Source organism: Roseateles sp. (genome assembly GCF_039595295.1).
Taxonomy (GTDB): Bacteria; Pseudomonadota; Gammaproteobacteria; order Burkholderiales; family Burkholderiaceae_C; genus Roseateles.
Window position 1 is genome coordinate 23164 of sequence record NZ_JBCNLU010000024.1, and the last position, 25594, is coordinate 48757.

The window sequence follows — 25594 nt, forward strand, 5'->3', positions numbered from 1 at the left end:
ATGAACAAGAAAGTCTTCGCCACCTCGCTGACCGCCGTCGCCGCGGTCGTCGCGGCCGCGGTCGTCGGCCTGCACAGCCAACAGGCCGAGGCCAACCAGCCCGCCGGCGCGCCCCAGGCCATCCCGGTCTCCGTCGCCACCGTGGCGAGCCAGGACGTTGCCGCCTGGGAGGAGTTCTCCGGCCGCCTCGAAGCGGTCGAGCGGGTCGACGTGCGCGCCCGCGTGTCCGGCGCCGTGCTGTCGGCGCATTTCCGTGAAGGCGCGCTGGTCAAGGCCGGCGATCTGTTGATCACCATCGACCCGGCCCCGTATCAGGCCGAGGTCGATCGCGCCGAGGCGCAGGTGCTGGCCGCGCAGGCCCGCGTGACCTACACGAAGAGCGAGCTGGACCGCTCCACCCGCCTGTGGAGCGAGCACGCCATCGCGCAGCGCGAACTCGACGAGCGCAGCAACGCGTCCAACGAGGCCGCCGCGAACCTGCGCGCCGCGCAGGCCGCGCTGCAGTCGGCCAAGCTGAACCTGGGCTACACGCAGGTGCGCGCGCCGGTGTCGGGCCGCGTCGGCAAGCTGGAAGTCACGCAGGGCAACCTGGTGGCCGCCGGTCCCGGCGCGCCGGTGCTGACGACGCTGGTCTCGGTCAGCCCGATCTACGCCAGCTTCGACGCCGACGAGCGCACCGTCGCCCGCGCGCTGTCCGAGCTGCCCGACGGCGCCCGCAACCAGCTCGACAAGATCCCGGTGCAGATCGGCACGGCCGCCACGACCGACACGCCGTTCAACGGCCGCTTGCAGCTGATCGACAACCAGGTCGACGCCAAGAGCGGCACGGTGCGGGTGCGCGCGGTGCTGGACAACAAGGACGGCGCGCTGATCCCGGGCCAGTTCGCCCGCATCCGCCTGGGTCAGGCCAAGTCGCGCCCGGCGGTGCTCGTCAATGAGCGTGCGGTGGGGACCGACCAGAGCAAGCGCTTCGTGATGGTGGTCGGCGCGGACAACACGCTGAGCTATCGCGAGGTCCAGCTCGGCGCCAACGTCGACGGCCTGCGCGTCGTCACCGCGGGCCTGAAGGCCAATGAGCGCGTGGTCGTCAACGGCCTGCAGCGCGTGCGACCGGGCGCGCTGGTCGCGCCCACCATCGTGCCGATGAACGCCAAGGCGGAAATCCAGGCCAAGGAAGGCGCGGCGAAGGCGGACAAGTCCTGATCCGACACGTCCGCTGACCGGGTCATACCCGGTCGGCGGCCACGCTGGACAGCCCTTGGGGCGGCGATTCGGGCCGCCTCGCGGGGGACCTTTGCCTGTATCTCCAGTCGAATCGAAAGACTGACATGAATCTCTCCAAATTCTTCATCGACCGCCCGATCTTCGCGGGCGTGCTGTCGGTGCTGATCTTCGTCGCGGGCCTGCTCGCGGTGCGCGTGCTGCCGATCTCGGAATACCCCGAGGTCGTGCCGCCGCAGGTGGTGGTCCGCGCGCAGTACCCCGGCGCCAACCCCAAGGTCATCGCCGAAGCCGTCGCCACGCCGCTCGAGGAATCGATCAACGGCGTCGAAGGCATGCTCTACATGGGCAGCCAGGCGACCACCGACGGCCTCATGACGCTGACGGTCACCTTCAAGCTGGGCACCGACCCGGACAAGGCCCAGCAGCTGGTGCAGAACCGCGTCTCGCAAGCCGAGCCGCGCCTGCCCGAGGAGGTGCGCCGACTCGGTCTGACCACGGTCAAGAGCAGCCCCGACCTGACCATGGTCGTGCACTTGCTGTCGCCCAACGACCGCTACGACATGACCTACCTGCGCAATTACGCGGTGCTCAACGTCAAGGACCGCCTGGCGCGGATCGGCGGCGTGGGCCAGGTGCAGTTGTTCGGCTCGGGCGACTACTCGATGCGCGTGTGGCTGGACCCGCAGAAGGTGGCCGAGCACGGTCTGTCCGCCGCGGACGTGGTGCAAGCCATCCGTGAGCAGAACGTGCAGGCCGCGGCCGGCGTGGTCGGCGCGTCCCCCGGCCTGCAGGGCATCGACCTGCAGCTGCCGATCAACGCGCAGGGCCGCCTGAACAACGAGCAGGAATTCGGCGACATCATCGTCAAGACCGGCGCGAACGGTCAGGTCACGCGTCTGCGCGATCTGGGCCGCATCGAGCTGGGCGCCGCCGAGTACGCGCTGCGCTCGCTGCTGGACAACAAGTCCGCGGTGGCGATCCCGATCTTCCAGGCTCCGGGCTCCAATGCGATCGAGATCTCCAACAACGTGCGCGCCACGATGGCGGAGCTCAAGAAGTCCATGCCCGAGGGCGTCGACTACTCGATCGTCTATGACCCGACGCAGTTCGTGCGCGCCTCCATCGAGTCGGTGATCCACACCCTGCTCGAGGCCGTGGCGCTGGTCGTGCTGGTCGTGATCCTGTTCCTGCAGACCTGGCGCGCGTCCATCATTCCGCTGCTGGCCGTCCCGGTCTCCATCATCGGCACCTTCGCGGTGATGCATCTCTTCGGCTTTTCGATCAACGCGCTGTCGCTGTTCGGCCTGGTGCTGGCCATCGGCATCGTGGTCGACGACGCGATCGTGGTGGTCGAGAACGTGGAGCGCAACATCGAGGCGGGGCTGAGCCCGCGCGACGCGACCTACCGCGCGATGCGCGAGGTGTCCGGTCCCATCATCGCGATCGCGCTGGTGCTGGTGGCGGTGTTCGTGCCGCTGGCCTTCATCACCGGTCTGACGGGGCAGTTCTACAAGCAGTTCGCGCTGACGATCGCGATGTCGACGGTGATCTCGGCGGTCAACTCGCTGACGCTGTCGCCCGCGCTGGCCGCGATGCTGCTCAAGGGCCACGACGCACCCAAGGACTGGCTGACCCGCGCGATGGACAAGGTGCTCGGCCGCTTCTTCGGCGGCTTCAACAAGCTGTTCAACCGCGGCGCCAAGGCCTACAGCGGCGGCGTGACCAAGGCGATCTCGCGCAAGATCATCATGCTGGTGGTCTACGCCGGTCTGCTGGGTCTGACGGTGGGTCTGTTCAAGGCGGTCCCGAGCGGCTTCGTGCCGGCGCAGGACAAGCAATACCTGATCGGCTTCGCGCAGCTGCCCGACGGCGCCACGCTGGACCGGACGGAGGACGTGATCCGCCGCATGAGCGAGATCGCGATGAAGACGCCGGGCGTGGAGCACGCCATCTCCTTCCCGGGCCTGTCGATCAACGGGTTCACCAACAGCTCGAACTCGGGCATCGTCTTCGCGTCGCTGAAGTCCTTCGACGAACGCACCGGCAAGGGGCTGTCCGCGGGAGAGATCGCCGCCAAGATGAATGCGGACTTCGGTCAGCTGCAGGACGCCTTCGTCGTGATGTTCCCGCCCCCGCCGGTGCAGGGCCTGGGCACGACGGGCGGCTTCAAGTTCCAGCTGGAGGACCGCGGCGGCCTGGGCTACGAGGCGCTGGACCAGGCGGTCAAGGCCTTCATGGCCAAGGCCCAGAAGGCGCCGGAGCTGGCGGGACTGTTCAGCAGCTATCAGGTCAACGTGCCGCAGCTGTACGCGAACCTGGACCGCACCAAGGCGCGCCAATTGGGCGTGGCGGTGACGGACGTGTTCGACACCATGCAGATCTATCTGGGCTCGCTCTACGTCAACGACTTCAACAAGTTCGGCCGCACCTACACGGTCCGGGTGCAGGCGGACGCCGCCTACCGCGCTCGCGCCGAGGACGTCGGTCTGCTGAAGGTGCGCTCGGCCTCGGGCGAGATGGTGCCGCTGTCGGCGCTGATGAAGATCGAGCCGAGCTTCGGTCCGGAACGCGCGATGCGCTACAACGGCTTCCTGTCCGCCGACATCAACGGCGGTGCGGCCCCCGGTTACTCGACCGGCCAGGCGCAGGACGCGGTCGCCCGCATCGCCGCCGAGACGCTGCCCCCGGGCATCAGCTACGAGTGGACGGAGCTGACCTACCAGGAGATCCTGGCCGGCAATTCGGGCGTGTGGGTCTTCCCGCTGGCCATCCTGCTGGTGTTCCTGGTGCTGGCCGCGCAGTACGAGAGCCTGGCGCTGCCGGTGGCGATCATCCTGATCGTGCCCATGGGTCTGCTGGCGGCGATCACCGGCGTGTGGCTGAGCCATGGGGACAACAACGTCTTCACGCAGATCGGATTGATCGTGCTGGTGGGCTTGTCGGCGAAGAACGCGATCCTGATCGTGGAGTTCGCCCGGGAGCTGGAGTTCTCCGGCAGAAGCCCGCTGCAAGCGGCGATCGAGGCCTCGCGTCTGCGCCTGCGTCCGATCCTGATGACCTCGATGGCCTTCGTGATGGGCGTGCTGCCCCTGGTGCTGGCGCACGGCGCCGGCGCCGAGATGCGCAACGCGATGGGCGTGGCGGTGTTCGCCGGGATGATCGGCGTGACGGCTTTCGGCCTGTTCCTGACGCCGGTGTTCTACGTCGTCGTGCGTCGCCTGTCGGGCAACAAGCCGCTCAAGCAGCACGGCGAGGTGCCGCATGACGTCGAGGCCTTCGTGCAGCCGGAGCAGGGCGCCGGTCACGACTTCGGCGACCACGCGGGTCCCGGTGGCAACGCCCGTCCGCATCCGGCCGCGCCGCGTCACGAGCACGAGTGAATCTGATCTCAGGCCCCCGGTGCTCGCTGTGAAGCGGGTGCCGGGGCCGGCGGAGCCGACGAGGCTCCAAGGAGTCCAAGCCATGAAAACGAAACTGATGATGACGACGCTGCTGGCCGCCCTGGTGCTGGCCGGCTGCGCGACGCCGCCTCCGATCGACGAGTCGCGCCTGCCGCCGACGCCGACGGCCTACAAGTCGACCGCCACGGTCGGCGAGGCCCGCTGGGCGGTGGTGCCGCCGGCCGATGCCGAGCCGCGCGGCGATTGGTGGACCGCGTTCGGCGACGCGACGCTGAACGATCTGGTCAAGCGCTCGCTGGTCGGCAACACCGATCTGCAAGGCGCGGCGGCGCGACTGGCGCAAGCCCGCGCCCTGCTGCGCAGCGCCAACGCGGACCGCATGCCGCAGGTTGGCGTGAACGCCGGCGCCGCGCGCGGCACGGTGGCGGGCCAAGGCCCGGCAGCGACGACGCTTTACAACGCGGGTGTCGCGGCGAGCTGGGAAGTGGACGTGTCGGGTCGCCTGTCGCAGGCCAGCCGCGCGGCCTCGCTGGACGCGCAATCGCGCGAGTCGCTGCTGCAGAGCACGCGCCTGATCGTTCAAGCCGATGTCGCGCAGACCTATCTGGCGCTGCGCTTCACCGACCTTGAACGCCGCCTGGTGCGCGACACGGTGAGCGCCTATCGCGAGACCCTCGCCCTCACGCAGCGCCGCTATCAAGCGGGCGACGTGGCGGAGCTGGACCTGGCGCGCGTGCAGACGGAGGTCGCTTCGACCGAAGCCGACGCGATCAGCCTGGACCGCCGCCGCGCGGAGCTGGTGAACGCGCTGGCCGTGCTGCTGGGCGAGCCGGCGTCGGGCTTCTCGGTGCCCGAGGATGCGGCGCTCTCTTCGCTGCCTGCGATCCCCGCGGGTCTGCCGAGCGCGATGCTGGCGCGCCGCCCCGACGTGGCTGCGGCGCAGCGAAGTCTGCTGGCCGCGCAGGCGCGGGTGGGCGTGGCGCAGGCCGCGTGGTTCCCGAGCCTGTCGCTGACGGCGAACGGCGGCTATGCCTCGCCGGAGCTGAGCGACGTCTTCAAGTGGTCGGCGCGCGCGTGGTCCGTGGATGCGCTGCTGTCGCTGCCGATCTTCGACGGCGGCCGCCGCAAGGCGGGCGTGGAATCGGCGACGGCGGGCCTGGACCTGGCGATGTCCTCGTATCGCCAGCAGCTGTTGCAGGCGCTGCGCGAGGTCGAGGACTCGCTGAGCGGTCTGCGGACCTTGGCGCAGCAATCGGAGGTGCAGGCGTTGGCGGTGCAATCGGCTTCGCGGGCGACGGCGCTGTCGGACTCGCGCTACCGCAACGGTCTGGTGAGCCAGCTGGATCTGCTGGACGCCCGCCGCAGCGAGCTGCGCAACCGCCGCGCGGCGCTGCAGGTGCAGGCCGCGCAGTACCAAGCGACGGTGGGTCTGATCCGCGCCCTGGGCGGCGGCTGGGACGCGCCGCAAGCCTGAGCGTCACTCGACCTCAAGACCGGGATCTTTACCGGTGCCCCTTTGGCGTGCAGAGATGCACGCTTCTTTTTTTGGCCGGCGGATTCCAGTCGGTCCCCTGACGTTCATCAGTCTGCGAATCGCCGATGCGCACGAATGTGGGTCATGGTCCCGAGCGCCTCGTTTCCCTAAGGTTCATGGCTGTCAACCAGACCAGGGGAACGACATGGACATGAGGTCATCCGAGCGCTCTTGGCGGGCGAGGCCGTTGGACGCTGTGGCATTGAAATTGAATGAAACGGTGTCTACAGTTCACGAATGCCGACAACTATCGACAGCAGATCATTCAAAGACGTGCTTCGCGGGCATCCGCGCGGCGAACCCTTGGACATGCAGATCCTGCATCGCAAGGGCGTCCCCGCGCAGCGCGCGTCCGCCTGGGCGCGCAGCGGGTGGCTGGACCACCTGGGGCGCGGCGTGTATGCCATCGGAGGCGACGAGCCGACCCGCGATGGGACGCTCGCCTACTTGGCACGCAACGTGGCCGGCTTTCATGTGGGAGGCAAGACGGCGCTTGCATGGCATGGACTGGAGCACGACATCGCATTCGATGAGGTGCTCAGCCTTTGGGGCGATCGGGCGAGGGCGATCCCGTCATGGGTCGCCGAGCGGTTTCCCCTCCGGTATCAGACGGCCAGGATCCTGGATTCGGTAGCCCATGCCTCGATGGGTCTGAAGCCCTTGCTCGCAGGCGATCCGCGCATTCCCGTTTCCGTGCCGGAGCGGGCCATGCTCGAGATGCTGAGCGATCTGGGGAAGACGCAGAGCCTCGCCGATGCCCGTCGCCTCATGGAGGGGCTTGGCGGCCTGCGGGTGAAGGTGCTGGATCAACTGCTCGCACGAACACAGCGCATCAAGGTGGTTCGTGCGGCCGCACACCTGGCTGCGGACCTGGACCTCCCCTGGGCGTCCACCGCGCGCAAGCACAGCGACCGTCTCGGCGGCTCACGCTGGATCGCCGTCTCCAAGGCCGGGGAGAGATTGGATTTCCGATGAGCTTCAATGTGAGGTATGTCGACACCGTCCGGCTGTTGCTCGACATCCTGCCGAAGGTGTTTGCCTCGGGCCGATTCGCGATGAAGGGAGGAACGGCCATCAACCTGTTCGTGCAGGACATGCCCAGACTCTCGGTCGACATCGATCTAGTCTGGTTGGATCCGACGGCGAGCCGCGAGGCCGACCTCGCTGCGATTGCGGCCGAACTGGCGCGCCTGTCGCAGGACCTGCAAGCGCGGGGCTTGCAGGTCCAGTGGTCGACACGGCTCGATGGCGAGGAGGTGAGACTGTTGGCTGCTCGACATTCGACGCGCGTGAAGGTCGAGGTGAACGCCGTCTTTCGTGGGACGCTGCTCCCCGTCCGGCCCCAGCCCCTGACCGTCATGGCGCAGGAGGCATTCGATCGGGAGGTCTCGATCCCATGCCTGGCCGAAGAAGAGCTCTACGGCAGCAAGCTCGTCGCGGCCATGGACCGGCAACATCCCCGCGATCTCTTTGACGTCATGGGCATGTGGGAGCGCATGGGCTGGAACCCGATCGTGATCGATTGCTTCGTGGGGTATCTCGCCGGCCACAACCGCCCGGTGCACGAAGTGCTGTTCCCGACGGCGCGATCGCTTCAGCTCACCTATGGCAACGAGTTCCAGGGCATGACGCGGAGACCTGTTCCGCAAGCGGACCTTGTGGCGGTCCAATGCCGATTGCTGGAGGAGCTGCCCCGTCAGCTCACGGCACACCATCGCTCGTTCTTGACGTCGCTCGCGATGGCCGAGCCGGACTGGACCCTGATGCCGTTCTCGCATCTGCGCGAGCTTCCCGCCATTCGTTGGAAGCTGGAAAACTTGAGCGTCCTGCGTCGCCGGCATCCTGCGAAGTTCAATGAGCAGCATCGCCGACTGGCGAGCAGGTTGGAACGGTGAGCGAGCTCAGCAATGCCCCCTCGCCCTCACCCGCAACCTCCGCCATCCCGCCCGCATCAACCACGTCCCGACGCCGGCCAGCAGCGCCACGACGACGAACGCGCCGCCCGCGCCCGCCGGGGCGCCCGCGCCATCCTCCGCGCCGATCAGCGGCTTGAGCGCCGAGTAGCCAGCGACCACCGCCGCGATCCACAGCACCGCTCCCCCCACCAGCTGTCCGAGGGCGACCAACTTGTCCATCAACGCGCTCCGAGTCCTGATTACGCAGAAGCGGCCTAGCCTAACCGCGCCGACTCGCGGCGTCGCTCAATGGCCCTCGGTCAGGAACGGCATCACTGCGGCGAGCAGCTCATCCGGCGCTTCCTCCGGGATGTAATGCCCGCTGGGCAGCGGCCCCCCGTCGACGTCGGACGCCACCCGCCGCCATTCGGCCAGCGGGTCGAAACACTTGGCCACCACGCCGTCCGCGCCCCAGTACACGCGCAGCGGCATGGGCAACCAGCGGCCCGCCTCGCGATCCGCGCGGTCGTGGTCCAGGTCGATGCCGGCTGCGGCGCGGTAGTCCTCGCACATGCCGTGCGCCGCGCCGGGCAGGCACAGCGCGCGTTGGTACTCGATGAAGGCGCGCGGGTCGAAGGCTGACAGGCCCGCATGACGACGCCCCATCACGTCCAGCGCGTAAGCCGGTGGATCCGCTTCGATCAGTCGCTCCGGCAGCGGCGAGGGCTGGATCAGGAAGAACCAGTGCCAGTAGGCGCGGGCGAAGGCCTCGGAGGTCTGCTCGTACATCGCCAGCGTCGGCGCGATGTCCAGCAGCGCCAGCCGCTCGACGCGATCCGGATGATCCGCCGCCATGCGATGCGCCACCCGCGCGCCGCGGTCATGCGCCAGCACGCGGAAGCGCTCATGACCCAGCGAGCGCATCACCGCGACCAGGTCCAGCGCCATGCGGCGCTTGCTGTAGTTGCCGTGGTCCGCGTCGCCGCGCGGCTTCGAGGAGTCGCCGTAGCCGCGCAGATCCGGCATCACCACGCTGAAGCGCGCCGCCAGCGCCGGCAGCACGCGGTGCCAGATCGCGAGCGTCTGCGGATGACCGTGGATCAGCAGCAGCGGCGGGCCCTCGCCGCAGACACGGGCGTGGATGCGAACGCCCGGCTCGACGTCGACGAAAAGCCGCCGCGAGCTCGCGGGGAACAAGGCATCGGCGGGATGCGGTTCGGTCGTGAATCGAGCGACAGGCGCGACGGCAGATGCGGACGAGGCGACGGAGGAGTTCATGGGCCGATGCTAGGTTCGTCGTTCTGCTCCGCGCTGTCGGGCGGGAGACACATCGCGCGGGAGCGACGCTCCCACCAGGCCAGCGCCACGATGACGCCGCAGGCGAAGGCGCTCGTGGCCACCGGCGGCCAGGACGACACGACCAAGCCCGCCAGCCCCAGCACCACCGCGGCCACCAGGTGCGACCACGGCCAGCGGCCGATCACCGCGCGCTTGAACAGCCCCACGCCCACCGCGTACAGCCCGACGCCGCCGAGCAGGCACACCGCCGTCTTCAGATCGGTGTGGCCCTCGGGATGCGCGAGCACGAACTCGTCCGCGGCCGCGTTGACGATGATGCCGGCCACGATGGGCAGATGCATGTAGGTGTAGGCCAGCCGCGCCAGCCGGCCCGGGTCCTGGCTGTGAGCGATGCGGCCCGAGGCGAATTCATTCGTGGTGTCGAAGTACAGCCACCACATCGCCAGGCTGCCGCCGAAGGAGACGAGGAAGGCCAGCAGCCCGATGGCCGACAGCGGCTCGGCGGCGAAGGTCGCCCCGGTGACCAGCAGCGACTCGCCCAGCGCGATGATCACGAACAGTGCGCAGCGCTCGGCCAAGTGGCCGCCCGACACGTTCCAGTCCGTCGTCGCCGAGCGGCCCAGCCCTGGCACATGGAAGCCGGCCGACGGGCCGACGTACTCGATGGCCAGCGCGGCGATCCACAGCGGCACGCGCAGCGTCGGATCCATCGCGCCGGCGATCCACAGCACGGCCGAGACGCTCAGCCACACGCCGATGCGCTGGAAGTTGCGGGTCAGCGTGTCGTCGGCGCCGCGCACGGCCCAGAGCACGAACAGCGTGCGTCCGACCTGGATCGCGGCGAAGGAGCCGGCGAACATCAATGCCCGCTCGCCGAAAGCTTGCGGCAGCGAGGCCGACATCAGCAGCCCCAGCAACATGATCGCGAACAGCCCCACGCGCACCGGCATCCGTTCTGGGTCCAGCCAGTTGGTGACCCAGGAGGTGAAGATCCAGACCCACCACACGGCCAGCATCAGGAAGCCGGTCTGCAGCACGCCGTGCAGCGAGAAATGGCCAATCAGCGTGTGCGACAGCTGCGTGACGGCGAAAACGAAGACCAGGTCAAAGAAGAGCTCGGCGAAGCTGACCTTGGCGTGACCGTCGGGATCGGGCGCGCGCAGCAACGGATGGCGGTGGCGGCCGGCCGGCGGCGGCGCCGGACGGGCATGGGCGGGGACATTCATCCCCGAACTGTCGCATGCTCCGGTGACCTGTCCGCCGGTAGGGATGCCGGGTTGACGGACGGTGACGGGCGGCGCCCATAATCCGCCGACCGGCCCGTGCGGCGTACGCCCCGAGGCCCTCATCCACCGATCGACGACCGCCCCGCCCGAGACGACGCATGCGTCCGCCGCCCGTGCCGTTCCATCGCAGCAGCCTGGGTCGCGGCGTGGGCCTGCTGATGCTGGCGTTGGCGGCGATGGCGGTGCTGGTCACGCTGCTGGCGCTGCGCGCACGCGACACGCTGGCCGACCTGCGCCGCTTCGACCAGATCAATCAGGTCCTGCCGTCGATGACGCTGCTGATGGAAGGCCTGCTCAACGCCGAGACCGGCCAGCGCGGCTATCTGCTGACGCAGAAGAACAGCTATCTGCAGCCCTACCGCGACGCGGCGCGCGACCTGGATCGGCGTGTCGACGAGCTCGTCGAACGTGATCAGGATTCGGCCCACGTGGCCAAGCTGGCGCGCGTGCGCGAGCTGGTGCAGCTCAAGACCGGCGAGCTGGCGCAGACGGTGCGGCTGCACGAGTCGGGTCAGCATGACGAGGCGCTGGAGCTGGTGCTCAGCGATCAGGGCCAGCACCACATGAACGAGCTGCGCGATCTGCTGGGCGAGTTGACCTCGTCGCTGCGGGCGGAGCGCGCCGTGATCAGCGAACGCCTGGCGAGCAACACCAGCCGCACCGAACTGCTGTTGCTGGCGGCGCTGGCGATGCTGGGCCTCTTCACCGTGTTGGCGACGATGCAGGTGCTGGTGCGCACGCGGGCGTTGACGCGCGCGCAGAAGCGCCTGCGCGGGATCGCCGACAACGTGCCGGCCTTGATCACCCATCACGACCGCACCGGCGCGCTGCGCTTTGCCAACGCCGAGGTGGGCCGGGTGCATCACGCCGATCCGGCGACGCTGCTGGGCAAGCGCATCGAGCAGCTCAGCGGCGCCCATCACGCCGCCTTGGTGGAGCCCTTCATCGCACGCGTACTCGCGGGCGAGGCCGTGGAGTTCGATGCGCCGCAGACCGTGGACGGCGAGACGCTGCACTTCCATCAGCGCTTCGTGCCGGACATGCATGGGGACCAGGTGGAGGGGTTCTACGCGGTGTCGCTGGACATCACCGAGCGCAAGCGCGCAGAGGCACGCATGGCCGCCAGCGAGCGCCGCATGAAGGCCATCACCGACAACCTGCCCATTTTCCTGACCTACATCGACCGCGAGATGCGGCTGCGCTTCGCCAACGAGACGCTGCGGGGCTGGTTCGGGCTGGACCCGGATCTGGTGATGGGCCTGCACCTGCGCGACGGCTTCGGCGACGCGTTCTTCGAGCAGCGCCGTGTGCAGCTGGAGCTGGCGATGCAGGGCGAGCGGGTGGAGTTCCAGCTGAGCTCGGTGCTGCAGGGCAAGTTGCGGCATCTGCGCACGATCTACGTGCCGGACCGCGGCCCCGACGGCGAGGTGCAGGGCGTGTTCACCTTGGCGACGGACGTCACCGCGATGAAGCAGGCGGAGGCGCAGCTCGCGCGGCTGGCCAGCTCCGACGCGCTCACCGGTCTGCCCAATCGGCGCGAGCTGGATCCGGCGCTCACGCGCGCGCTGGCGCGGCAGCGGCGGCATGCGCATGAGGGCGGCGCGATGGCGCTGCTCTTCCTGGACGTCGACCGCTTCAAGTCCATCAACGACACGCATGGACACGGCGTCGGCGACACGGTGTTGCGCGAGTTTGCGCAATGTCTGCGGCGCACGGTGCGAGCCAGCGACATGGTGGCGCGCATCGCCGGCGACGAGTTCGTCGCGGTGCTGGAGGGGCTGAATCATCCCGACGAGGCGGCGCAGGTGGCGGCCAAGGTCGTCGAGGCGGTGGCGGCCGCCAAGCCGGGTGGGCTGGAAATCACCGCCAGCGTCGGCGTCGCGACCGTGACTGGCGGCGAGGTACCGGCGGCCGAGCTGGTGGCGCTCGCGGATCGGGCGCTGTATCAGGCCAAGCGCGAGGGGCGCGACGGCTTCGCGGTGATCGCCTGGCCGGGGCCGGGCACTGCCGTCGAGCAACGACGTTGAGCCGTCGCGTCGAGCCGCTGCTCGGCGTCATCCGCCCGCGGCGGGGATCGCACAGCCGGCGGGGGAGGGCAGGGTGAGTCCGAGCCGACACGCGCGCGGCTTCGGCGATGATGGTCCGATGAAGATCCTGTGTCCGATTCCGGGCGTCCTCATCGCCGCAGTGCTGGGCCTGGGACTGTCCACCGCCATCGCGCAAAGCGCCGCCGCGCCGCTCGAGCCGGCCGCGCGACCGCTGCGCGCGCTGACCAACGACACCGGCGAGCGCATCCAGGCCTGCACCTTGTGCCACGGTCCGCAGGGCCGCGCGACGCCGCAGGGCTACTTCCCGCGCCTGGCGGGCAAGCCGGCGGGCTATCTCTTCAACCAGCTGCAGAGCTTCCGCGACGGGCGGCGCCATCACGCGCTGATGGCCGGGCTGCTGCGCAACATGAGCGACGACTATCTGCGCGAGATCGCCGGCTACTTCGCCGCGCTGGACGTGCCGTATCCGTCGCCTGCGCCGCAGCCGCTGAGCGAGCCGCAACGCCAGCGCGCCGAGCAGCTCGTCACCCGCGGCGACGCGGCCTTGCGCGTGCCGGCCTGCACCGCCTGCCACGGCCCGGCCATGGCGGGCCGTCAGCCGGCGATTCCCGGGCTGCTGGGGCTGCCGCGGGATTACCTGGTCGGGCAGCTCGGCGCGTGGCGGACCGGCCATCGCCGCGCTCACGCTCCCGACTGCATGGCCGATGTGGCCCAGGCGCTCTCGCCCGACGACATCGCCGCCGTCGCCACCTGGCTGGCCTTGCGGCCGGCCGGCGCGCATCCGGAGCCGGCGTCGCCGGAGCCGCTGCCCGTGGTGTGCGGAGGGCTCGCGCCATGACGGACCAGCGGGACTCGGGCGCGTCGATGCGGACGCTCAAGCGCGTGCTGATCGGGCTGATCGTCGTGGTGCCGGTGATGGCGACGCTCGTCGTCGCCGGGGCCTGGGGCCGCGAGGCGTGGCTTGCCGCCAGACCGATCGCGGCGGGCTCTCAGGAAACGCAGCCCGCGCTCATCGCGCGCGGTGCCTATCTCGCCCGCGTCGGCAACTGCGCGGGATGCCACAGCGCGCGCGGAGGGGCGCCGCTGGCCGGCGGGATGCCCTTGCCGACGCCGTTCGGTACGCTGTTCAGCAGCAACCTCACGCCCGATGCGCAGACCGGTCTGGGCGCCTGGTCCAACGACGATTTCTGGCGCGCGATGCATCACGGACGCAGCCGCGACGGGCGTCTGCTCTATCCGGCCTTCCCGTACACGAGCTACACCGCGATGACGCGCGAGGACGCCGATGCGATCTTCGCGTGGCTGCGGCAGCAGCCGGCGGTGAAGCAGGCCGCGCCGGCGCATCAGCTGGGATGGCCGTATCGATGGCAGTCGGCCTTGGCGGTGTGGCGGCTGATGTATTTCTCGCCCGGGGACGAGCCGGTGCGCGGTGAGTCGCTGGAGGCGCGCGACGACCGGCAGGCGCCGCTGGCGCGCGGTCGCTACTTGGTGCAGGCGCTCGGGCACTGCGCCGAATGTCATGCGCCGCGCAATCGGCTCGGCGCGCTGGAGAACGCGGCCGGGCTGCGGGGCGGATGGGTTGGCGTGCAGGGATGGATCGCGCCCTCGCTCGCGGATCCAAAGGCGGCGGGGGTGCAGGACTGGAGCGAGCAGGAGGTCGCCGGCTGGCTGCGGGCGGGATGGTCGCCGCGGGCCTCGGCGGTGGGGCCGATGGCCGACGTGATCGCCGACAGCCTGCAGCATCTGAGCGAGGCCGACGCCCGGGCCATGGCGGTCTACCTGCGCGGGTTGCCGCGCGAGGGTTCGCTGGCGGAGGCCTTCGAGCCTGCATCGCCGGCGCAGATGGATCTTGGTCGGCAGGTCTATGCGCGTTACTGCGTCGATTGCCACGGGGATCGCGGGCAGGGGCGCCGCATCGACGGGCAGGCGGCGTATCCGCCGCTGGCGGGCAATCGCGCCGTGACGCTGGCGGCGCCGGAGAACGTCGTGCAGATGCTGGCCAACGGCGGTTACGCGCCGTCGACGGCCGCGCATCCTCGGCCCTTCGGCATGCCGCCGCTGCGGCAGGTGCTGACCGCGGCCGAGATGGCTGCCGTGGCGACGATGATCCGGCAGAGCTGGGGAAATCAGGCGCCGGCGGTGACGGAGCAGGAGGTGTTGCGGCTCAAGTAGAAGGGGGCGCCTGCTGGATAGCGGGAAGGCCCTATCCATGCGGGCAGCAGCGGCATATGGGGACGCGGCACACGCGATTTCAAGACCTTGAAGCGCGGCAAGGCGATCCCAGTTTGGGAGTCATGGCGGACACGCAGCCGCCGGATTCACTCTTACAGCAGGATGCCAAGGAGCCCCGCATGTACCAACGTCTGTTTGCCCGTGAACTGTTCAACGAGTTCGACCGCGTCCAGCGGGAAATGAGCGGCCGGCTCGATGCCCAGCGCGGGACCACCACGCGCGGCGGCTTCCCGGCCCTGAACGTCGGCCTGTCCGACGAGGCCGTCGAGGTCTACGCCTTCGCGCCCGGACTCGATCCGGCGAGCATCGCGGTCGATCTGGATCGCGGCGTGTTGACCCTCTCCGGCGAACGCGTGTCGGCGCTGACGCCCAAGGTCGACGCTGCTGTCGAAGGCGAGGTCGCCAAGCCCGCCGAGAAGCGCATCGTTCATCAGCGCGAACGCTTCGCCGGCAAGTTCCGCCGCGCGGTCAACCTGCCCGACGACATCGATCCGGACCAGGTCTCGGCGTCCTATCGCGACGGCGTGCTGCGCGTCACCGTGAAGCGCCAGCCGACGCCGCAGCCGCGCCGCATCGACATCCATTGAGTCGGTCCCGGTTCGGCCCATTCGGCACGAGCCGGCACGACACGAATCGACAAGCCCCATTCGCGACGAGATCACATCATGAGCAACTCCGCCGTTCATTCTTCTTCCTCGGACACCGCCGCCCAGACCGCCCGTCGGCGCGATGACTTCGCCATCCAGCCCGCCGTCGACATCGTCGAGGACGCGCAGGGTATTTCCTTGTTCGCCGACCTGCCCGGCGTGCCGCGCGAGCAGCTCCATCTGCGCGTCGATGGCGACCGGCTGATCGTCGAGGCGGACATGCAGCTGGATCTGCCAGAGGGGCTGAAGGCCGGGCATGTCGAGGTCTCGCGGCAGCATTACCGCCGGGTGTTCACATTGAGCAAGGCGCTCGATGCGAATGCCGTTTCGGCTGAACTGGCGCAGGGTGTGCTGCAGGTGCGGATCGCCAAGGCGGCTCATGCGCAGCCGCGGAAGATCGAAGTGAAACTGTCCTGAGCGCCTTCGCCACGCCGAACCTGACACAGGCGCCTGAGCGCTGGCGGCTCCCTGGCCCGCTTGCGGGAGAGGGCGGGGGAGAGGGTCTTCTTGGCGCCCTACGGATCAGCTCAGGCGGGACGCGGCCGCATCCGCGTCAGGCGGCGCGGACATCGCTTCGAGCGCGGCCTCGGCCGCTTGCCCGGCGCGGGCCGCGTCATCCAGACTGACCTGCAGGCGTCGCCGCATCCACGGCCGCAGATCCTCCAAGGGGCCGACCTCGGGCAACAGGCTCCAGTCCTGCAGCGCCTGCACCGCATGCGGCACCGGCTCCTTGCCCGCCAGCGCGCGCTGAAGTCGCTTCGCCGCCTCCGGCATTTCCTCGATGGTGTCGCCGACCAGGTCCTGCGCTCGGCGCAGCAGGCTCTGCCGCATCATCGACAGGTGGGCCATCAGCCGATAGCCGTGATCGAGCATCGCCAGCAACTCCTGCAGCGGCGGCCGCACGCGACGAGGCTCCGCCGCGCTGCGCTGAATCGCAGCGGACAACGCCGCCAACGCGTCGTACGCCTGCCGTCGCGCCATGCGCTGCGCGAGCGCGCCTGCCGGCGTCATCTCCGCCGTCATCGCCTGCATCGCATACTGCTGCAGCGCGCCGCGCGCTCGCTTCACCGCACGCGGCAGGTTCCGCCGCTCCCAGGCCGGCAGCACATAGCTGAAAGCCCAGGCCAGCACCGCGCCGAGCACCGTATCCGCCAGCCGCTCCGAGATCGCCATCGCATGCGTCGGATCCGCCAGGTGGGATTGCAGCAGCGCCAGCACCGTCGCCGCGATCGCGGTGATCAGATAGCGCCGGGTCACGAAGGCATGCGCGATGCCGACCGCCAGTTGCAGGGCGATGATGGTCACCACCAGGCTCTGGAACTGCGTCAGCAGCACCAGCAAGCCGCAGCCGATCACCGTCCCCAGCACCCGCATGTTGCGGCGCTCGAGCGTCTGATCGAGGCTCCCCCGCAGCACCACCGCGACGGACAGCACCAGCCAGTGCGGATGCGAGGCCCACGGCAGCGCCAGCGCGATGTAATAGGCCGCCGACAGCGCCAGGGCGCTGCGCAGCGCGTGCCGCAGCACCGGCGAGTCCAGATGCAGCTGCGCCTTGAGCAGCCCCATGGGCCAGCCCTCCGGCGTCACGAAATGCTGGAGCTGCTTGGGATCGAGCGCCATCGCCGGCAAGGGATGCGAGTCGTCGAGCGCGCGACCGATGGCCAGCACCTCGCCATCCAGATGCGACAGCCGATCCTGCAGCACCAGCTGCAAGCGTCGGCGCGGATCCTGCGCCGAGAGATCCTCCCACTCGATCGACGGCACGCCGTGCGACGCCGGCGCACGCTCGTCGAGCACCGCGTTCCGGTACTCCTCCAGCAGCCCGGCCAGCGACTTCAGCCGTTCGACCAAGGCCGCGCGCATGCGCTGCCCCACCGGGTCCTCGCCCAGCAGCTCCAGATCCAGCCGGCTCGCGAGCATCAGATCCCGCAGTTCGACCACATGCAGCAGCACCGCGGCGCTGCGCGGGTCCTGCTCCGCGTGCGGGAACAGCTGATCCCGCGCCGTCTGCAGCATCTCCGCGAGCTGGGCTTCGTTGCCCAGCCAGTCCTTCATCGCGTGCGCCGCGCCGCCGCTGCCGAGCAGCTCGGCCCGCGCGCTCAGCAGCTGTGCCAGCCCACGCAAGGCCTCGGCCAGCGACAGCCGACGGAAGCGCTGCTGCAGCAGGGCGCTGCTCAGCAGGCTCCACAGAAGATAGAGCACGATGCCGGAGGCGCCGCTCGCCAGCACGACCAGCAGCGGCTGCTGCGGCCAAGCCAGCGCGAACACCATCGCCAGGATGGGCGCGAAGGACACCGGTCCCGCCCGCAGGCCCCAGCTCAGCAGCATCGCGCCGCCGAAGGCGAGGACGGCCACCAGCAGCCCGATCGCCGGCCGATAGGGATGCAGCACCGCCACCGCCGCGACGGCGAGCAGCGACATCGCACCGCCTGTGGCGACGCGCTTGCGATTGCGGCTGATGACGCCGGGCAGATCCGCCAAGCTGGCGCAGATGGCGCAGGCCATCGCCAGCTGCGAGGCGATGTGCTCGTAGCCCGCCGGCGCGAGGCAGGAGACGATCACCTGCACCAGCATCACCCCGATGGCGACGGTCAGCCCGTTCCACCAGTGCGCCGGCCAATGCCGCCACTGGCGGAAGAAGCCGAGCACCGTACGGGGTTCGCGTCGGGGCAGCGGGCCGGCGTCGCCGCCGGTGCGCGCGGGCGGTCCGCCGTTCTGGCCCGCCGACATCAGGCTTCTTGGATGCGCTGGTTCAGATGCGCCAGCGCTTCCTCGACCTGGTCGACCAGCACCAGGCACAGGTCGCCCGGCTGCAGGCGCTCCAGCGCGCGATCGATGGCGACGAACTCGCCGCGGATCTCCTCGATGTGCTTGGTCCGCGTCGCGCCCTTCAGGCCCTGTTGCAGCAGCGCCAGGACCTCGCCGTCCTCACGCCCGCGTTGACAGGCGTCCTGGAACAGGATGGCCTCGTCGAAAGCCTCGCCCAGGATCTGCGTCTGCACGCGGATGTCCTCGTCACGGCGGTCGCCGGCGCCCGAGATGACCACCGAGCGCTTGTTGGCCGGCAGCGCCTGCACCGCCTGCACCAGCGCGCGCATCGCGTCGCCGTTGTGGCCGTAGTCGGCGATGACCGTCGCGCCGCGATAGTCCATCACGTTGAAGCGGCCCGGCACGCTGTCCGCGTCGCTCATGAAGCTGGCCAGACCGCGACGGATCGTGTCCCAGTCCAGGCCGACGCCCCAGGCCGCGGCCACCGCCGCCATCGCGTTCTCGTTCTGGAACGGGATCGCGCCGCCGCGGGTGAAGGGAATGTCGCGCAGCGGAATCGACTCGCGCCACGCGCCCTGGGCCGCGACCAGCGCGTCGCCGTCCACGTAGACGCAGCGCTTGCCCTGCGCGCGATGCGTCGCCATCAGCGGGTGATGACGGTCGCTGGCGAAGAAGATCACCTGGCCCGGGCAGACCTCGGCCATCCTGGCCACCACCGGATCGGCGGCGTTCAGCACCGCGTAGCCGTTGGGCGCCACGTTCTGCACGATCACGCGCTTGACCAGGGCCAGCTCGTCCACCGTGTTCAGGAAGTTCATGCCCAGGTGGTCGCCTTCGCCCAGGTTGGTCACCACCGCCACCTGGCAGCGGTCGAAGCCCAGGCCCTCGCGCAGCACGCCGCCGCGCGCGGTCTCGAAGACCGCTGCTTCCACGTCCGGATGCATCAGCACGTTGCGGGCGCTCTTGGGGCCCGAGCAGTCGCCGCTGTCGGTCTGACGGCCGTCGACGTAGACGCCGTCGGTGTTGGTCATGCCCACGCGCAAGCCCTGCGTCGCGAACATGTGCGCCACCAGGCGCGACGTGGTCGTCTTGCCGTTGGTGCCGGTGACCGCCACGATGGGGATGCGGCCGTCGTCGCCGCCGCGGCCGCTCTGGCCGTGCGCATGGCCGTAGAGACTGGAGATGATGGCCTCGCCCACGTCGCGGCCCTTGCCGTAGGACGGGCTCAGATGCATGCGCAGGCCGGGGGCGGCGTTCACCTCGACGATGCCGCCGCTCTGCTCCTCGAGCGGGCGCAGCACGCTTTCGGCCACCACGTCCACGCCGCAGACGTGCAGCCCCACGACCGTGGCCGCCGCGATCGCGCGGGCGGCGACTTCCGGATGCACGTCGTCCGTGACGTCGGTGGCGGTGCCGCCGGTCGACAGATTGGCGTTGTTGCGCAGGATCACGCGGCGGCCCTTCTCGGGCACCGACTCGGGGGTCAGGCCTTGCAGGTCCAGGCGCGCGATGGCGATGTCGTCCAGACGGATCTTGGTCAGCGAGGTCGCATGACCGTCGCCGCGGCGCGGGTCCTCATTGACCTTTTCCACCAGCTGGCGCACCGTGTGCGCGCCGTCGCCGATGACGTTGGGCGGATCACGGCGCGCGGCGGCGACCAGCTTGTCGCCGACCACCAGCAGGCGGTAATCGCTGCCGGGCAGGAACTTCTCGACCATCACGGTGCCGATGTCCTCGGCGGCCTTGTAGGCCATCTCCATGTGCTCGCGGCTGGCGACGTTGACCGTCACGCCCTTGCCCTGGTTGCCGTCGAGCGGCTTGACCACCACCGGCAGGCCGATCTCCTGCGCCAGCGCCCAGGCTTCCTCGACGGATTCCACCGGGGCGCCGATGGGCACCGGCACGCCGGCCGACTGCAGCAGGCGCTTGGACAGGTCCTTGTCCTGCGCGATCGATTCCGAGACCGCGCTGGTGGCGTCCACCTCGGCGGCCCAGATGCGGCGCTGCTTCACGCCCCAGCCCAGCTGCACCAGCGAGCCCTGCGTCAAGCGGCGGAAGGGGATGCCGCGCTTGCAGGCGGCGTCGACGATGGAGCCGGTCGAGGGGCCGAGGCGGATGTCCTCGTCGGTCTCGCGCAGCGCCTTGACGGCGGCGTCGGCGTCGAACGAAGCGCCGCTCTGCGCGGCGGCGATCAGCTCGACCGCCTTGTCGAAGGCGGCCCGGCCGACGTCCTCTTCGCTGTACTCCACGATGACCTGGAACGTGCCTTCCTCGGACGTCGCATGCGTGTGGCTGAAGGTCACCGGGCAGCCGGCCTGCGCCTGCAGCGCCAGCGCGGCCTGCTCCAGCACATGCGCCAGCGAGATCGGCGTCTTCTGGCTGCTGGCCGGCCTCAGCGGGCCGATGCCGGGGAAGCGCTCGCGCAGGCGGGCCTCGAAGCCGGCCATGTCGGCGAGCGCGCGTTCAGTCTCGCCGCAGTGCACGACCGCCTCGATGGCGGTGTGGCGGCTCCACATGTTGGGGCCGCGCAGGGCCCGGGTACGAGAGACTTCCATCTGACGTCTTCCGATTCGAGTGTTCTTGTGATGACGGGGAGGATGAGGGGCGTCGCGGTCGGTGGCTCAGCGCGAGCTCACTGCGGCAGCTCCGGCACGAAGGTGTCCAGGCCGGCCGAGATCAGCTCGGGAGAGATGCCGATCGCCCAGGCCGTGGCCACGGCGGCCAGCACGGACTGGCTGGAGATCTCCTGGCCGGCAGTCTCGAAGCGCTTGCGCAGCGACTCGACGTTGGCGGCCGAGGTCTCGGCGCTGCCGTGCGCCAGCACCGCCGCGCCGCCGCGCAGGAACACGCCGCGGCCTTCCTTGCCGCGGTGCTCGCTCAGCGCGGCGTTCGAGGACTCGAGCGCGTAGAAGATGACCTCGCCGTCGGACAGCGGCGCCATCTCGGCGATCTTGGCGTCGTCGGCGTTGAGCACCGCCACGCCGTCGGACAGCACCACGTCGACTTGCGTGCGCAGCACCTTGAACAGCTGGTCCTCGGTCTGGATGTCGTGCTTGTCCAGATCGCTCACGCGGCCGGAGTCGGTCACCAGACCGACCTGGCAGCGGTCGTAGGCCAGACCGTCGCCCAGGATCACGCCGGCGCCGTTCTCGACCACGATCGCGTCGACCGCGCGATTCATCAGCAGGCGGTGGCCGGCGGCCCAGGTCGCGCTGGGCTTGCGCTCCACGCGGCGGGTGCCCAGGAAGAGGCCGTCGCCGCAGGCCAGGCCGACATGGCGGCCGTTCAGGTGCAGCAGCCAGCCCACCAGACGCGCGATCTGCGCGGTGCCCTGCGAGCCCGACACGCCCACGATGGGGATGCGGCCGTTCTCGTCCTCGGCGAAGAGGTGGTCGATGATGGCCTGACCGACCGGCTGGGGCATGCCCTCGGCTGGCTTCAGATGCATCAGCAGGCCGGGACCGGCGTTGACCTCGACGATGGCGCCGCCGGTCTCGGACAGCGGCCGGGAGATGTCGCTGCAGACCAGGTCGACGCCGGCGATGTCCAGGCCGACGGTGCGCACCGCCAGCGAGACCGCATGCGCCACTTCCGGATGGATCTGCGCGGTGCAGTCGATCGCGACGTTGCCGTTGCGCTGGATCAGCACGCGGCGGCCGGCCTCGGGGACGCCGTCGCCCGACAGGCCCTGGCGCTGCAGGTCCAGCAGCACGACCGGGTCGTCGCGAATGTCGATGCGGTTGAGCGGGAAGTCCTCGGTCGTGCCGCGGCGCGGATCGGTGTTGATCTGCAGGTCGATCAACTGGATCACGCTGTGGACCCCGTCGCCGGTGATCCAGGCCTCCTCGCCGCGCGCGGCCGCCACGACCTGGCCGCCGACCACCAGCAGGCGGTGCTCCATGCCGGGGATGTAGCGCTCGACCAGGACTTCCGAGCCTTCCTTGTCGGCCAGGTGGAAGGCGGCCTCGATGTCGGCCTGCTGGCGCAGGTCCAGCGTGACGCCGCGACCGTGGTTGCCGTCGGAGGGCTTGACCACGACCGGCAGGCCCAGGTCCTGGGCGACCTCCCAGGCCTCGGCGGCGGTCTTCACGGCCTGACCGGCGGGGACCGGGACGCCCACGGCCTTCAGCAGGTCCTTGGTCAGGTCCTTGTCGCGCGCGATGCCCTCGGCGATCGCGCTGGTCATGTCGGTCTCCGCCGTCCAGATGCGGCGCTGGCGCGCGCCGTAGCCCAGCTGCACCAGGTTGCCGTCGTTCAGGCGGATGTGGGGGATGCGGCGGTCGGTGGCCGCGGCGACGATCGCGGCGGTCGACGGGCCGAGGTAGCAGTCGTCCAGCTTGTCGCGGATCGCCTCGACCGCGGCGTCCACGTTGAAGTCGTCGCCGTTGATCGTCGCCATGAGCAACGCGTGACCCTGCTCCAGCGCGCAGCGGGCGACCTGCTCGTCACGGGCCCGGAAGACCATCCGGTACACGCCATGCTGCGAGGTCGAGCGCGTCTGGCCGAAGCCGGTGGGCATGCCCGCCAGATTCAGCAGCTCGATGACGATGTGCTCCAGCACATGGCCCATCCAGGTGCCTTCGGTCAGGCGCTGCAGGAAGCCGCCGCGCTCGCCGACGCCGCAATGGTGCTCCACCAGCGCGGGCAGACGCGCGCACAGCCGGTCGGTGAAACCGGGCAGCAGGTTGGACGGGTGTTCCTCCAGACCTCCGAGGTCGAGCCAGGTTTCCAGCACCGGCCGGTAGGTCCACATGTTGGGGCCACGCAAGTAGTTGATGCGCAGGAGCTTGATGTCGTCGTGTCGGCTCATGGGAGGAGGGGGCGAGGTCTATCGGCCCGGGGGGCGGCTACTGGATTGGGAAGCGAAGCACAATTGTGCGCTTAAGAGAAAATCCGGCGAAACATCGCCAGAAGAATCACGCATGCAGCATCAACATCCTGTTTCGCCAGTTCCGGCCGGGTCGGCCGCCGAGGCCTTCGAATCACGCCATCGGCGTGGCGAGAACGTCCGGGCGACGCTGGAGGTTGACCTCGACACCCAACTCCGCTTCCGCGCGGGCGCTCTGCAACTCACCGACCAGCGCCTGCTGGCCTGGAGCCCGGCCGGCAACGCCGGTGCCCACGGCCGGGATGACGGGGCCGCCGGCGCCGCCGAGACGGATTTCCAGGAATGGCCGCTCTCTCCGGATCTGCGGCTGGAGCTCTCCGACCACGCCGGCCTGGGCCTGCTGGAGCTGGTGAATGCCTCGGGCCGGCTGGCCCGGTGGCGCTTCACGATGAAGGCCAATCTGCAGGCGCAGCGCTTCCAGGACGCCTTCAACACCCGCAACGAGGCGGCCCGCGACCAGGAGGCCGAGCCCGAGCTCTGCCCCAGCTGCCAGGCCGTGCTGCCCGAGGACAGCGAGGAGTGCCCCAGCTGCGCCCGCGAGCTGCACACCCCGCCGTCGACCTGGGTGCTGCTGCGCCTGTGGCGCTTCGCCGGTCCCTACAAGGGTCAGTTGTTGCTCGGCTTCCTGTTGATGCTGGGGGCGACCGGCGCCACGCTGGTCTCGCCCTACCTGACCATGCCGCTGATGGACAAGGTCCTGATCCCCTTCCAGCAGGGGCAGCAGATCGACACCGGCCTGGTGCTGCTCTACCTGAGCGGGCTGCTGGGCGCGGCGCTGGTGTCCTGGGTCCTGGGCTGGGCCAAGACCTACATCCTGGCACTGGTGTCGGAGCGCATCGCCGCGGACCTGCGGACCGCGACCTTCGATCACCTGCTGGGCCTGTCGCTGGAGTACTTCGGCTCCAAGCGCACCGGCGACCTGATGAGCCGCATCGGCTCGGAGACCGACCGCATCAGCGTTTTCCTGTCGCTGCACGCGCTGGACTTCATCACCGATTGCCTGATGCTGCTGATGATCACGGTGATCCTGTTCTCCAACAACGCCTGGCTGGCCCTGGCGACGCTGGTGCCGCTGCCCTTCATCGCCTGGCTGATCCATCTGGTGCGCGACAAGCTGCGCACCGGTTTCGAGAAGATCGACCGCGTCTGGGGTGAGGTCACGTCGGTGCTGGCCGACACCATCCCCGGTATCCGCGTGGTCAAGGCCTTCGCCCAGGAGCGCCGCGAGGCCGAGCGCTTCCGCAGCGCCAACAAGCACAACCTGGTCGTCAACGACCGGCTCAACAAGACCTGGAGCTTGTTCACGCCCAGCGTCTCGCTGCTGACCGAGATCGGGCTGCTGGTCGTGTGGGCCTTCGGCATCTGGCTGATCGCGCATTCGGAGATCACCGTCGGGACGCTGACCGCCTTCCTGGCCTACATCGGCCGCTTCTACGGCCGGCTGGATTCGATGAGCCGCATCGTGTCGGTGACGCAGAAGGCCGCCTCCGGCGCCAAGCGCATCTTCGACATCCTGGACCATCACTCCAACGTGCCCGAGCCGGCGCAGCCGGTGACGCTGGACAAGGTCCAGGGCGGGCTGTCGCTGCAGGACATCGGCTTCCGCTATGGCAACCGGACGGTGATCCGCGACCTGAATCTGGAGATCAAGCCGGGCGAGATGATCGGCCTGGTCGGCCACAGCGGCTCGGGCAAGAGCACCATGGTCAACCTGATCTGCCGCTTCTACGACGTGACCGAGGGCGCGATCAAGCTGGACGGCGTGGACCTGCGCCGCTTCAAGCTGGCCGACTACCGCCGCCACATCGGGCTGGTGCTGCAGGAGCCCTTCCTCTTCTTCGGCACGATCGCGGAGAACATCGCCTACGGCAAGCCCGAGGCGACCCGTGAGGAGATCGTCGCCGCGGCCCGCGCCGCGCACGCGCATGAATTCATCCTGCGGCTGCCGCAGGGCTATGACTCGCTGGTGGGCGAGCGCGGCCAGGGCCTGTCCGGCGGCGAGCGCCAGCGGATCTCCATCGCCCGCGCGCTGCTGATCGACCCGCGCATCCTGATCATGGACGAGGCCACTTCGGCCGTGGACACCGAGACCGAAAAGGAAATCCAGAAGGCGCTGGACAACCTGGTCCGCGGCCGCACGACGATCGCGATCGCCCACCGCCTGTCGACGCTGCGCAAGGCGGATCGGCTGGTCGTGATGGATCGCGGCGAGGTGGTCGAGGTCGGCCCGCACGATGAGCTGATCGCCAAGCAGGGTGCCTACTGGCGCTTGTGGGAGGCGCAGGCCCGCCGCGTCGATGCCGAGGAGCAGGACAACGTGGTCGTGGTCGCCCCCAACGTCAACGTCCACACGGCCACGCAGGCCTGATCG

17 protein-coding genes are annotated in these 25594 nt (G+C 69.6%); 11 read left to right on the plus strand and 6 right to left on the minus strand.

The genetic code is table 11. The features are described from left to right. From ABDW59_RS16950 to ABDW59_RS16970, 5 genes are all read left to right on the plus strand, one after another. Positions 1 to 1203, plus strand: a complete 1203-nt coding sequence (locus ABDW59_RS16950; RefSeq protein WP_343631172.1) for an efflux RND transporter periplasmic adaptor subunit — start codon at positions 1 to 3, stop codon at positions 1201 to 1203. 125 nt (positions 1204 to 1328) lie between these two features. After that, a complete protein-coding gene (locus ABDW59_RS16955) occupies positions 1329 to 4604 on the plus strand; it encodes an efflux RND transporter permease subunit (RefSeq protein WP_343631174.1) in 3276 nt (1091 codons plus the stop codon). Between the two features lie 82 nt (positions 4605 to 4686). Beyond that, positions 4687 to 6099 (plus strand): efflux transporter outer membrane subunit, encoded by a 1413-nt coding sequence (locus ABDW59_RS16960; protein ID WP_343631176.1) that lies wholly within the window; start codon positions 4687 to 4689, stop codon positions 6097 to 6099. A 297-nt stretch (positions 6100 to 6396) separates the two neighbouring features. Then, positions 6397 to 7134 carry a type IV toxin-antitoxin system AbiEi family antitoxin domain-containing protein gene (locus ABDW59_RS16965; RefSeq protein ID WP_343631178.1) on the plus strand — a complete coding sequence of 246 codons (738 nt, stop codon included), beginning with the start codon at positions 6397 to 6399 and terminating at the stop codon, positions 7132 to 7134. Continuing rightward, positions 7131 to 8054, plus strand: a complete 924-nt coding sequence (locus ABDW59_RS16970) for a nucleotidyl transferase AbiEii/AbiGii toxin family protein (RefSeq protein ID WP_343631180.1) — start codon at positions 7131 to 7133, stop codon at positions 8052 to 8054. The genes ABDW59_RS16965 and ABDW59_RS16970 overlap by 4 nt, the downstream gene beginning before the upstream one ends. A gap of 6 nt (positions 8055 to 8060) precedes the next feature. Here ABDW59_RS16970 and ABDW59_RS16975 read toward each other — a convergent pair whose 3' ends face one another. From ABDW59_RS16975 to ABDW59_RS16985, 3 genes are all read right to left on the minus strand, one after another. Then, positions 8061 to 8294 carry a hypothetical protein gene (locus ABDW59_RS16975; protein WP_343631182.1) on the minus strand — a complete coding sequence of 78 codons (234 nt, stop codon included), beginning with the start codon at positions 8292 to 8294 and terminating at the stop codon, positions 8061 to 8063. Between the two features lie 66 nt (positions 8295 to 8360). Continuing rightward, positions 8361 to 9332, minus strand: coding sequence for an alpha/beta hydrolase (locus ABDW59_RS16980; RefSeq protein ID WP_343631184.1), 972 nt, complete (start codon positions 9330 to 9332; stop codon positions 8361 to 8363). Continuing rightward, positions 9329 to 10579, minus strand: coding sequence for a low temperature requirement protein A (locus ABDW59_RS16985; RefSeq protein WP_343631186.1), 1251 nt, complete (start codon positions 10577 to 10579; stop codon positions 9329 to 9331). The genes ABDW59_RS16980 and ABDW59_RS16985 overlap by 4 nt, the downstream gene beginning before the upstream one ends. A gap of 158 nt (positions 10580 to 10737) precedes the next feature. On the opposite strand from ABDW59_RS16985, the gene ABDW59_RS16990 reads away from it, so the two are divergent. The 5 genes from ABDW59_RS16990 (at position 10738) to ABDW59_RS17010 (ending at position 15983) form a co-directional block, all read left to right on the plus strand. After that, entirely contained in the window at positions 10738 to 12666 is a 1929-nt protein-coding gene (locus ABDW59_RS16990) for a diguanylate cyclase (protein WP_343631188.1), read from the plus strand. Between the two features lie 118 nt (positions 12667 to 12784). After that, a complete protein-coding gene (locus ABDW59_RS16995) occupies positions 12785 to 13525 on the plus strand; it encodes a c-type cytochrome (RefSeq protein ID WP_343631190.1) in 741 nt (246 codons plus the stop codon). Further along, the gene (locus tag ABDW59_RS17000; protein ID WP_343631192.1) at positions 13522 to 14859 is read left to right on the plus strand and encodes a c-type cytochrome; all 1338 of its coding nucleotides are present in this window, start codon (positions 13522 to 13524) and stop codon (positions 14857 to 14859) included. Before ABDW59_RS16995 ends, ABDW59_RS17000 begins: the two co-directional genes overlap by 4 nt. A gap of 179 nt (positions 14860 to 15038) precedes the next feature. Next, a complete protein-coding gene (locus ABDW59_RS17005) occupies positions 15039 to 15506 on the plus strand; it encodes an Hsp20/alpha crystallin family protein (RefSeq protein WP_343631194.1) in 468 nt (155 codons plus the stop codon). A gap of 78 nt (positions 15507 to 15584) precedes the next feature. Continuing rightward, positions 15585 to 15983 carry an Hsp20/alpha crystallin family protein gene (locus ABDW59_RS17010; RefSeq protein WP_343631196.1) on the plus strand — a complete coding sequence of 133 codons (399 nt, stop codon included), beginning with the start codon at positions 15585 to 15587 and terminating at the stop codon, positions 15981 to 15983. A 105-nt stretch (positions 15984 to 16088) separates the two neighbouring features. Here ABDW59_RS17010 and ABDW59_RS17015 read toward each other — a convergent pair whose 3' ends face one another. The 3 genes from ABDW59_RS17015 to cphA (ABDW59_RS17025) form a co-directional block, all read right to left on the minus strand. Continuing rightward, positions 16089 to 18296: an FUSC family protein gene (locus ABDW59_RS17015; RefSeq protein ID WP_343631198.1), complete on the minus strand. Its 2208-nt coding sequence runs from the start codon at positions 18294 to 18296 to the stop codon at positions 16089 to 16091. Beyond that, positions 18296 to 20890 carry a cyanophycin synthetase gene (cphA, locus tag ABDW59_RS17020; RefSeq protein ID WP_343631200.1) on the minus strand — a complete coding sequence of 865 codons (2595 nt, stop codon included), beginning with the start codon at positions 20888 to 20890 and terminating at the stop codon, positions 18296 to 18298. Before cphA (ABDW59_RS17020) ends, ABDW59_RS17015 begins: the two co-directional genes overlap by 1 nt. A 77-nt stretch (positions 20891 to 20967) precedes the next feature. Continuing rightward, positions 20968 to 23145 carry a cyanophycin synthetase gene (cphA, locus tag ABDW59_RS17025; protein ID WP_343631202.1) on the minus strand — a complete coding sequence of 726 codons (2178 nt, stop codon included), beginning with the start codon at positions 23143 to 23145 and terminating at the stop codon, positions 20968 to 20970. A 112-nt stretch (positions 23146 to 23257) separates the two neighbouring features. Here cphA (ABDW59_RS17025) and ABDW59_RS17030 point away from each other — a divergent pair, with 112 nt between their 5' ends. Next, on the plus strand, positions 23258 to 25591 hold the full coding sequence (locus ABDW59_RS17030) for an ABC transporter ATP-binding protein (RefSeq protein ID WP_343631203.1): 2334 nt from the start codon (positions 23258 to 23260) through the stop codon (positions 25589 to 25591). Positions 25592 to 25594: the final 3 nt, after the last annotated feature.

Coding starts and splice junctions, on each gene's coding strand:
- ABDW59_RS16995 (WP_343631190.1), top strand. CDS start 12,785: ATGAAGATCCTGTGTCCGATTCCGGGCGTCCTCATCGCCGCAGTGCTG.
- ABDW59_RS17030 (WP_343631203.1), top strand. CDS start 23,258: ATGCAGCATCAACATCCTGTTTCGCCAGTTCCGGCCGGGTCGGCCGCC.
- ABDW59_RS16975 (WP_343631182.1), bottom strand. CDS start 8,294: ATGGACAAGTTGGTCGCCCTCGGACAGCTGGTGGGGGGAGCGGTGCTG.
- ABDW59_RS16985 (WP_343631186.1), bottom strand. CDS start 10,579: ATGAATGTCCCCGCCCATGCCCGTCCGGCGCCGCCGCCGGCCGGCCGC.
- ABDW59_RS16980 (WP_343631184.1), bottom strand. CDS start 9,332: ATGAACTCCTCCGTCGCCTCGTCCGCATCTGCCGTCGCGCCTGTCGCT.
- ABDW59_RS16960 (WP_343631176.1), top strand. CDS start 4,687: ATGAAAACGAAACTGATGATGACGACGCTGCTGGCCGCCCTGGTGCTG.
- cphA (WP_343631200.1), bottom strand. CDS start 20,890: ATGGAAGTCTCTCGTACCCGGGCCCTGCGCGGCCCCAACATGTGGAGC.
- ABDW59_RS16955 (WP_343631174.1), top strand. CDS start 1,329: ATGAATCTCTCCAAATTCTTCATCGACCGCCCGATCTTCGCGGGCGTG.
- ABDW59_RS17010 (WP_343631196.1), top strand. CDS start 15,585: ATGAGCAACTCCGCCGTTCATTCTTCTTCCTCGGACACCGCCGCCCAG.
- ABDW59_RS16950 (WP_343631172.1), top strand. CDS start 1: ATGAACAAGAAAGTCTTCGCCACCTCGCTGACCGCCGTCGCCGCGGTC.
- ABDW59_RS16965 (WP_343631178.1), top strand. CDS start 6,397: ATGCCGACAACTATCGACAGCAGATCATTCAAAGACGTGCTTCGCGGG.
- ABDW59_RS17000 (WP_343631192.1), top strand. CDS start 13,522: ATGACGGACCAGCGGGACTCGGGCGCGTCGATGCGGACGCTCAAGCGC.
- cphA (WP_343631202.1), bottom strand. CDS start 23,145: ATGAGCCGACACGACGACATCAAGCTCCTGCGCATCAACTACTTGCGT.
- ABDW59_RS16990 (WP_343631188.1), top strand. CDS start 10,738: ATGCGTCCGCCGCCCGTGCCGTTCCATCGCAGCAGCCTGGGTCGCGGC.
- ABDW59_RS17005 (WP_343631194.1), top strand. CDS start 15,039: ATGTACCAACGTCTGTTTGCCCGTGAACTGTTCAACGAGTTCGACCGC.
- ABDW59_RS16970 (WP_343631180.1), top strand. CDS start 7,131: ATGAGCTTCAATGTGAGGTATGTCGACACCGTCCGGCTGTTGCTCGAC.
- ABDW59_RS17015 (WP_343631198.1), bottom strand. CDS start 18,296: ATGTCGGCGGGCCAGAACGGCGGACCGCCCGCGCGCACCGGCGGCGAC.